This is a genomic window from Coleofasciculus sp. E2-BRE-01, from assembly GCF_040221695.1.
GTDB lineage: Bacteria > Cyanobacteriota > Cyanobacteriia > Cyanobacteriales > Coleofasciculaceae > Coleofasciculus.
On the sequence record NZ_JAVKEA010000020.1, the window covers coordinates 1 to 8,892 of the forward strand.

Below are 8,892 nucleotides of genomic sequence, written 5' to 3' on the forward strand. Positions count from 1 at the left end.
AGGTCTGACCATTTCCCCACTGCTTTACCAACATTCACCCACCGTCTAGCCCTGGAGGGTTTGGTGGGCATTAAAGGTTTTCCTTCTTTGTTAACGACTGGAACACGATACATAGAGATAATCCACTCGTGTAAATGTTTAAGTCTCTTCAGGCATTGATAGGGGTGTGTCCTGGACTTAGAGGGTGTCTAGAGATTCCTAGACCTACATTTAAGCCAAGCTAGAGAAATGCTTGGAAGTGATTATCCCCTACCAACTCATGCCCTATTCATGACTTCCTGGCAGGTTCCCTCTGCCAATCCCTACCCTCAACGAAGTAGGGTAGGGTTCATGAAGTTGTTGATCTCAAGGGTTGACACTCCCCCTTTTAGGACTTTGCTGGCGAATGTTACTGGCATAGCGTGAAATCCAATAAAATCGTTAGCCGCTCTAACGTATTTCGGTCATTCTAGGGCAGAATGTTAAATTCGCCAGCAGTATCGACGTTCTAGGAAAGGTTTCCACTGAACACTGGTATTTTTGCACTAATCCTTAACTCTTCTGACTCTTCGTCAAAAATCGTCAGGTTAGTCGGTTTGCAGCGCATGATATTTACAGAAATCCCTTGAGCGCCTTCATTTTCTAAATCTTCAATATATCCTCCTTGAGCGGATTCGGCTTCCTGTTTGCTGGAGAATGGACCGAAATAGTAAGTGCATTGGGGATCATCTGTGACGATTTCTACCCAAAACGCCAAGCCTAAAAATTGGAGACTGTTGATCAAAACTTCTTTCATGTTCATTACCTACGTCGATGGGATGCTAAGCTGTTCGGCATTTAAATTAGGATGCCTAAAACCCTGAAAGGCAACAGGGAAAAGGCAAAGGATAACAGAAAATACACAATTTAAATGCGTTTTAGCTTATGTGGTCTTGTTAATTTCCAGTTGTTTACATTTTGTTATACTACTTTACGTTTCCTTTTTCCAAGAATTTTTGCTGAGATCGTCAAGATACAGGGGATTGACCCAACGCTGACGATAGGTTTCATACAACGTCATGGCGGCGGCAACAGAAGCGTTGAGGCTAGGAGTCTTGCCATACAAGGGAATCGAAACCAACACATCACAGCAGCGTTGAGTCAAGAGACTTAGACCGCTACCTTCTGAACCAATAACTAATACTATCGACCCGTTTAAGTCAACGGTGTGTAGTAGTTTACCAGCGTCAGCACAAGTCCCATAAATCCAAAATCCAGCGGTTTTCAGTTCCTCTAAGGCACGACTCAGATTGACGACTCTGGCAATGGGCAAGGTTTCTAATGCGCCGGCTGCTACTTTCATGACGGTGGAAGTAACGCCTACAGCTCGTCGTTGGGGAATCACTAGACCTTGAGCGCCCAAGGCTTCCGCAGTACGAATAATAGCACCTAAATTGTGGGGATCAGTAATTCCATCACAAACGACGATCACAGGGTATTGGCTGGTGGATTTGGCAGCTTCAATTAAATCCCCTAATTCTTTGTAAGAGTAAGGTGCTACTTGAGCCGCCACACCTTGATGATTAGCCCCTTGAGTAACTTGGCTGAGGCGTCGCGAATCGACTTCATCAATCACTGTACCATTGGCTTTAGCTTGCAGCAGTAATGAGTGAAAGCGATGATCGTAGCGTAACTGCGGCAGAATCCACACCCGATTAAGCTGACGTTGATTTTCCAAGGCGGCTAGGACAGGGTGACGTCCATAAAGTAAGTCAACATCTTCTGACAAAGTGGACTCAGATTCCGTTGGTTCTGGCTTTAAAGGTTGGGAATCTGGGTGACGTTTGAGAATGGGCTTATTCGGGGAGCGTTGATCCCTGGAGAATTTACCTTTAGAGGAGGGACGGCGTTGGTCACGTTGAAACTTCCCTCGCTTTGGCTTGCTAGAGGTGTGAGAGCGGCGATCTTGATTAGCCATAATTTAATTAAAGTGTGCTGATGATTTAAGGGGTATCGAGTTCCAAATAAGCCAATAACTGAGTCAGGCGTTGGGGATCAGTCAGATACAGATATCCCAGTAATGTTTCTAAGCTGGTGGCTTGTTGATAGATTTTGCGATTGAGGCGTCGTGACGTTCCGGTCGCCGCATTTCGTCCACGTCGCAATAGTGTCAATTCGGGTTCAGTGAGATAAGGTTCGAGCGATCGCAGCGTATTCGCTTGACTTTCGGCGCGGACTTGAGCCACTACTTGATCATGATAATCACATAAACGTTTAGGGGGAAGTAAATAGTGACGGCGGATATAGAGTTCATACACAGCATCTCCCAGATAAGCCAACGCCGCCGGTGAGATCTGTTGGATTTGGCATTGGGGATCGGCAGCAGCATTCAATTGCCGAAATCGGGCTTCTGTGCCAGAAAGGGCTGAGTTATTGTCTGTGCTGTTTGCCGTCTCTTCCTGCTGCTCCATAAAACTCGGACGAAATGAAAGGCAGTTTAAATGCCCGCCCCTATTTTATCGTAAAAGGCAGAGGGCAAATAACGGGAAATCCCCTGCCAGACTGTCAGGGGATGAGTACCACAGTTTTCCTGTGTTCAATTATTTTTTGACGTTATCCAAGGCTTCATCAACCGATGGTTGAAGTGAGAGAAATTTTTCTAGACGCACTAGCTTCACTGTTTGAGTCACACGGGCATTGGTGACAATTTGCAATTTTCCCTCAGCCGTTTGAGCCTTTTTCGCTATACGCACTAAAGCGCCTAAGCCCGAACTATCCACGAAATCGATCTTTGAGAGATCCAAAATAATATTTTTCGGTCCCTCATCGACACATTTACCAATCACCTTCCCAAACGTTGGTTCTGAGAAGGCATCTAACAATCCAGTCAGACGGAAAAGTTGATAATTACTTTTGACCTCACGAGTCCCTCTTAAGCTGACTGTCAGGTTGAGTTGCTCAGGAATAACACCCTCCTAGCTGTACTTACACTAAACGATTCAACATGGGTTGGTGATTTACCAGCGATTAAGCTATTCGATAGTATAGCGAGAAGTTTACGGATCATCCACATAGAGCGGGGTGGGCGTGGAAATAACCCACCTTATCCCCCTTGCCTTCTACCTTCTTCAAGTAGGGGCTTTGTGCGATCGCATGGATTCGACAAACTGATCAAACAAGTAGTCGGCATCATGAGGACCCGGACTCGCTTCTGGATGGTATTGCACCGAGAAGAATGGTAGCGTTTTATGACGCAATCCTGCCACAGTCCTGTCATTCAGGTTGAGGTGCGTAATTTCCACATCCGCCCCTAAGGACTCAGAATTGATAGCAAATCCATGGTTTTGGCTAGTAATTTCTACCCGTTGCTTTAACCCAGCCGGGTGATTTAACCCACGATGTCCAAATTTTAGCTTAAAGGTTTCAGCACCCATGGAAAGACCTAAGATCTGGTGTCCCATGCAGATGCCAAACAGGGGTTTTTCTTGTTCTAACAAAGCTTTGGTCGTTTCAATCCCGTCCCTCACCGCCGCTGGATCACCCGGTCCGTTGGAGAGGAAAATACCATCGGGGTTGTACTTAAGAATGTCTTCCGGGGATGTATCCGCTGGCACCACGATCACGCGACAACCATAGCTGGCTAAACGCCGCAGAATATTGCGTTTGATGCCAAAATCGATCGCCACTACCGTTAAGGGTTCACCCGCGGCCGATTCCGCCGAGGGACGAAACTCCCAATGATTATCGGTGGTTTCAGACCACTCGTAAACCGCTTTGGTGGTCACTTCCTGCACCAGATTTAACCCTGCCATATTCGGCGCGGCTTGCACTTGTTCCAGCAATTCGCCGGGATCAAGAATTTCTGTGGAAATACCACCATTCATCGCCCCGGTTGAGCGCAGTTTGCGAGTCAGCGCCCTGGTATCAATCCCATAAATTCCGGGAATCTTGTGTTCCTTGAGGTAGTCGGGTAAAGACTGGGTTGAGCGCCAATTACTGGGACGCCAACAAATATTTCGGGCGATCGCACCCCGGATCTGAGGATGGGTGGATTCTTCATCCTCTGGATTAACCCCCGTGTTTCCCAGTTCGGGATAGGTAAAGGTGACAATCTGACCGCAATAGCTGGGATCGGTTGCCACTTCTTGATACCCCGTCATGGCGGTGTTAAAGACAACTTCTCCAATCGCCGTACCTGAAGCGCCAAAAGACCAACCCGGGTAGGATGTTCCATCCGCCAGTACCAGAAGCGCTGGTGTAGCTGCTGAAATAGGCATAAGCAGTGTGTTGTTAATGGTTGGTTGATTTTTATTCTAAGAGTACAATAACTCGAACAGACTGCTATACGCTGGATTGACTTTCCTGATCTCTATCCCTCTGCTGACCTGCCCTGTAGAGGCGACAAAATAAGTAGGTGTCCACAGTGCGGGTAGTTTTTTCAGGTCTGGAAATTCTCTTCTCAGGTGATGTGACGCTCTGCCTTTAACCCACCTTGCAATGTCGGCTGGTGACTCATGAACGGGGGCATTAATAAAAAAATGAACATGATCAGGTTGAATTTCCAAAGCAATAAGATTCCATCCATGTTCCTTAACCACTTCAAAGCCAATCTCCTGCAATCGTCTTGCCACATCCTTAACTAGAACGGGCTTACGACGCTTAGGGACAAACACAAAATGATAGTTGATCGAAGAGACTGAATTGGCTGTCCTTCTGTACTCGTAATCTTCTTTAGAAAGTTTTGCCATCTTCCGGAAAGCTGTTGCTAAATACCGTTGCAGCTACTATACTCAACAAAAGAAGGAGGTGATGCAAACTGTATCGAACTATCCCAATTAAAGCTAAGTTTACGGATGAAGAAAAAGCGTACTGGATAGATCAATGCCAAAATGCCAATAGTCTAATTAATTGTGCAATTTATCACACCAGGCAGACTCATTATCAGTGGAGGGAAAAACAGCCCAACGCTCTGGCTTTTTATTGGCTCGGCGATGAGTTTCGGTGTGGCTGGAAGCTTTACAGGTGTCGCACGACTTACCCTGAGCTAGACAAGCAGCTCAAACTTAACCCGCATTATCAAGCACTAGCTGCTCAATCTGCACAGCAAACGCTGAAGTCTGTAGGTGGGTCAATCAAAAGTTATAACGGCTTGGTTAACGCCTATTATCAGGGGGATGTTAATCGTCCATCCTTGCCTAAGTACAGGAAAAAAGGCGGCTTGGCGGCGGTAACTTTTCCCAGACAAGCTCTAACCTACAAAGATGGATGTTTTCGCCCATCTATTAGCAAAGAATCCAAGCCTGAATTAATTACTCAGATTGAGTTGCCATTGCCGGAGTTCATTGATTCAGATTGGATCAAACAAGTGACGGTTCGCCCCTGGCTTGGTGAGTTTTGGATTGATTGGGTGATAGACGACGGGAAAGACCCCATCAAAGTCAACCCCAGTCTGGATTATTCCCAAGCCTGGGGATTTGACCACGGTGGCACTAATTGGTTAACCGGGGTATCAACCCAAGGGAAGAGTCTGATCATTGATGGGCACAAGCTCAAGTCAATGAATCAGGGGTATTGCCGCTTAGTAGCTAAGTACAAGCAGGGCAAGTCCGAATTCTATTGGGATGGCAACTTAGACCGAGTGCAACGCAAGCGAAATAGCCAGATGAGGGACGCCATCAATAAGGCAGCACGATTCATCGTTAATCGGTGCTTGGTTGACGGGATCGGTAATCTGGTTATCGGCTGGAATGAGGGTCAGAAAAACAGTCCCCAGATGGGTAAACGTGGGAACCAAAACTTCATGCCCATCCCCACAGGCAGACTGATTAAACGTCTCAAGCAGCTTGCAGGAGAATATGGGATTGTATTAACCCTGACCGAGGAGGCGCATACAAGCCAAGCATCATTCTTAGATGGTGATTCATTACCGAAGCACGGTGAAAAACCCGTAGGATGGACGCCATCGGGGACGAGAGTGAAACGTGGTTTGTATAGAGCATCTAGCGGTCAGTTAATCAATGCTGACTGTAATGGGGCAGCAAACATAATCAAAAAAGTAGCCACACAGCTAGGGGTAGACCTAGCCAAGGTGGGTAAGGGTAGCTTGGCACTGCCGAAACGGTATGACCTGTTTACTAATCTGAAACGATCATATCGTGAGAAATGTGAAGCCGAGCGTCTTAAGACTGAGGCGTAACATCAGCTCAGAATCCACTCTCTTTTAAGGAGTGGAGATGTCAATATCCCATGGCAATGGAAATACTGGCGAGGATTTGTGGCTGCGATCGTGAAAATTCCCCCGACTGAATCAGTCTGGGGGAAGGAAGCTATGAGGAAATTTGAAGGGAAATAAGCATTACTAGGGCGTCGATTTCACCTGGATGGTTGAAATGCTAACCGCCTTCACCGTAATGCCACCTACACCAAACATTCATGAATGGATGAAGGTTATTAGAGTGTGACTTTTATAATCGTGGATTGCCCACCGCCTGAGCAAGATCAGTTGTCGTCTGCCTTCGGATCAGCAAAATTGATCTTGATTTTTTAGCCATCATAAGATAGAGGGTAAAGGCTAAATCATCCGTCATAATAAAAATAAATCGCTCAAGAGCTTTTTGAGCCTATGTCATCTTGCGATCGCGTCGTCATTCTCTTTATTTCTGGCACCTTAGCCTTAACCACAGGTGCTTGTAGTCGTTTGGAGTCCTCAGGGCGTATGGAAGACTCCTCTCAACCCATTGTTACCTCGACAACGCCCAGTGTTTCCCCTCAATCCTCGACACCTCCGGAATCGGCGGAAACCCAGACACAGCCAACTGCCACAGAACTGTATAAACAAGCGCTAGATGCTGCCTATAGTGCCGCAACGATTAGTCAATCAGCTCAATCGGCGGATGATTGGCAGTTAGTGATCAGCCGTTGGCAAGAGGCGATCGCACTTTTAGAAGCGGTGTCATCGTCGAGTCCCAACTACGCGATCGCGCAATCGAAAATCGCTGAATATAAACGCAATCTTAACATTGCCCAACAACAAGCCACTAGCCCTCGTCTCCCTGATCCTGAACCCCTAAGTGTCGCCACCAAAACGGTTACCAAATCTCCCGATTCTTCAGACACAGATGCTGATAATCCGGCGACATCCGAGAACCCGTTACCGGGAAATAGAGAAACTGCCAAAATCGTTAAAGCGCCAATCAAGCAGCGAATTGGTCAAACCCCCGTGATTGAAGTAATCTTTAATGGTGAACAAACCTTTAACATGGTTGTTGATACAGGGGCAAGTGGTACGGTAATTACTCAAGCCATGGCACAGCGTCTTGGTGTAGTTCCAGAGGGTGAAATTACTGCCGATACAGCCAGTGCTAAGGGGGTTAAATTTGCCATTGGTCAAGTTAAATCTATCGCTGTCGGAGAAGCGGTGCAACAGAATATAAACGTCGCGATCGGCGGGGCAAATTTAGACGTGGGATTATTGGGTCAAGACTTCTATAGTCACTATGATGTCGTGATTCGAGAAAATGTTGTCGAATTTCACCACCGTTAAGACGAAAACTCTAATTAGGGGCTGCTGAATAAGTGTTGTGGGGGAGATGGGGAAGCAATGTAGAGACGTGCCATGGCACGTCTGGGAGCAGGGGAAGCTGGGGAAGTTAACTCAAAACTCTACCTGTTCCCTGTTCCCTGTTGTCTGTTGACATTCTACCTAGTTTCAAGCGTAACAATCATTTCAAAAATATGAGTCGAGGTGTTTTCTTGAGTCACAGTTCCGCCGATCCCTTGCACAGAATTTAAAATAGCTAAAGCGGTTTGGGTATCAGGGTCAGCTTCTGGTGTGTCTGGGGTGGTTTTATCGATAAAATCATTCACCACTATCATCGTTTTATCCATATCTAAATAAAAGTAACCGCTGTTAGATTCAGGTAAAGCTTCTGTTACCCTAATAAACGACTCACTCTGATCCAGAGACGGTTCAGGATTCACCAGCATTGTTTCAACCATCGGTTCGCCAATGGCGATAAACAGGGAATTTTGATCTAACCAACCATGTCCTAACCAGGTTCCTTGTCCCGGAATTGTCCACTCGGTAACCGATTGTCCTTGAACGGTTGTGGGTGACACTTGAATGGTATTCTGTTGGGCGAGTCTATCAAGTTTAGTTAACGTGGTTTGGGCGGTGGCGCGATCGCTCGTTTGAAAGACTATCACTCCACCAAAGCCGATGGGGGCGAGTATCCCTTCTGTGGAGGGAATTACGCCGATGGCAAATTCCCCATCCATCCAGCCAAAGATATCCTGATCCACGTCTAAATTGATGCTATTGGCGGCACTTCTGAGGCTGTTGAGTCCTTGCTGTAATTGGGGATCGGTTTGGGCAGATTGGATCATTGTTTCCCATCCCTGACGAATTCCATTTCCGGTTAATAGCATCATCGTTGAAGCGGGAAATTGACTGATAATTTGACCGGGATTGGGTTGAAATTCGACTTGAATTTCCGATGGTTCAACATTAGCGATGGTTTTCAGCCGGATGCCTACGTCATCAATTCCTACCCCCATTTTGACTGACTTAAATGCCTGCAATTGTTCTAAGGTAGCAGGTGGTAAAGGGGCAACTCCTGGATTATTAGCAACCATCTCTTGCACAAAGGCAGTATAGTCAGGAATATAAAACTTAGCAACGGGGTTGAGCAGATCCATATCCTGGGAGAATAGTTTGGCAATATTCCCTTTGCTAGCCAGAGATGGTTCGCCCTTATAGCTATCAATCGCTAATTGTACAGGTTTCAAGTCTTCAGATAAGCTGTTCGGCATTTAAATAGGGTATAATTAAAATAGGAAATCCGAAAAACGAAAAAAATATGCCAGCCAAAAATTATTTGAAACCCGCTCAAAAAGAAAAATTACAAGTTGCTCTAAAAACCGAGAAAAATGCAG

Annotated in this window: 10 protein-coding genes; 2 read left to right on the top strand and 8 right to left on the bottom strand. The window is 46.3% G+C overall.

Translation table 11 applies throughout. The features are described 5' to 3' along the window. From RIG66_RS02240 to tnpA, 7 genes are all read right to left on the bottom strand, one after another. The coding region (locus RIG66_RS02240) for an RRXRR domain-containing protein (protein ID WP_446374818.1) at window positions 1-113 on the bottom strand (113 nt) is incomplete at its 3' end. Between the two features lie 374 nt (window positions 114-487). After that, the gene (locus RIG66_RS02245; protein ID WP_446374804.1) at window positions 488-775 is read right to left on the bottom strand and encodes a DUF1816 domain-containing protein; all 288 of its coding nucleotides are present in this window, start codon (window positions 773-775) and stop codon (window positions 488-490) included. Between the two features lie 174 nt (window positions 776-949). Further along, the gene (rlmB, locus tag RIG66_RS02250; RefSeq protein WP_446374806.1) at window positions 950-1,936 is read right to left on the bottom strand and encodes a 23S rRNA (guanosine(2251)-2'-O)-methyltransferase RlmB; all 987 of its coding nucleotides are present in this window, start codon (window positions 1,934-1,936) and stop codon (window positions 950-952) included. Between the two features lie 25 nt (window positions 1,937-1,961). After that, a complete protein-coding gene (locus RIG66_RS02255; protein ID WP_446374808.1) occupies window positions 1,962-2,429 on the bottom strand; it encodes a Mini-ribonuclease 3 in 468 nt (155 codons plus the stop codon). A gap of 129 nt (window positions 2,430-2,558) precedes the next feature. After that, complete coding sequence (locus RIG66_RS02260; protein WP_071777234.1) at window positions 2,559-2,924, bottom strand: STAS domain-containing protein; 366 nt, start codon at window positions 2,922-2,924, stop codon at window positions 2,559-2,561. Window positions 2,925-3,086: 162 nt separating this feature from the next. Then, complete coding sequence (carA, locus tag RIG66_RS02265; protein WP_446374810.1) at window positions 3,087-4,235, bottom strand: glutamine-hydrolyzing carbamoyl-phosphate synthase small subunit; 1,149 nt, start codon at window positions 4,233-4,235, stop codon at window positions 3,087-3,089. A gap of 36 nt (window positions 4,236-4,271) precedes the next feature. Continuing rightward, window positions 4,272-4,706, bottom strand: a complete 435-nt coding sequence (gene tnpA, locus RIG66_RS02270; protein ID WP_446374812.1) for an IS200/IS605 family transposase — start codon at window positions 4,704-4,706, stop codon at window positions 4,272-4,274. 68 nt (window positions 4,707-4,774) lie between these two features. Here tnpA and RIG66_RS02275 point away from each other — a divergent pair, with 68 nt between their 5' ends. After that, window positions 4,775-6,154: an RNA-guided endonuclease InsQ/TnpB family protein gene (locus tag RIG66_RS02275; RefSeq protein ID WP_446374820.1), complete on the top strand. Its 1,380-nt coding sequence runs from the start codon at window positions 4,775-4,777 to the stop codon at window positions 6,152-6,154. Between the two features lie 426 nt (window positions 6,155-6,580). Next, the gene (locus tag RIG66_RS02280; RefSeq protein WP_446374814.1) at window positions 6,581-7,501 is read left to right on the top strand and encodes a retroviral-like aspartic protease family protein; all 921 of its coding nucleotides are present in this window, start codon (window positions 6,581-6,583) and stop codon (window positions 7,499-7,501) included. 155 nt (window positions 7,502-7,656) lie between these two features. On the opposite strand, the gene RIG66_RS02285 is transcribed toward RIG66_RS02280, so the two are convergent. Further along, on the bottom strand, window positions 7,657-8,769 hold the full coding sequence (locus RIG66_RS02285) for a DUF3352 domain-containing protein (protein ID WP_446374816.1): 1,113 nt from the start codon (window positions 8,767-8,769) through the stop codon (window positions 7,657-7,659). Window positions 8,770-8,892 lie beyond the last annotated feature (123 nt).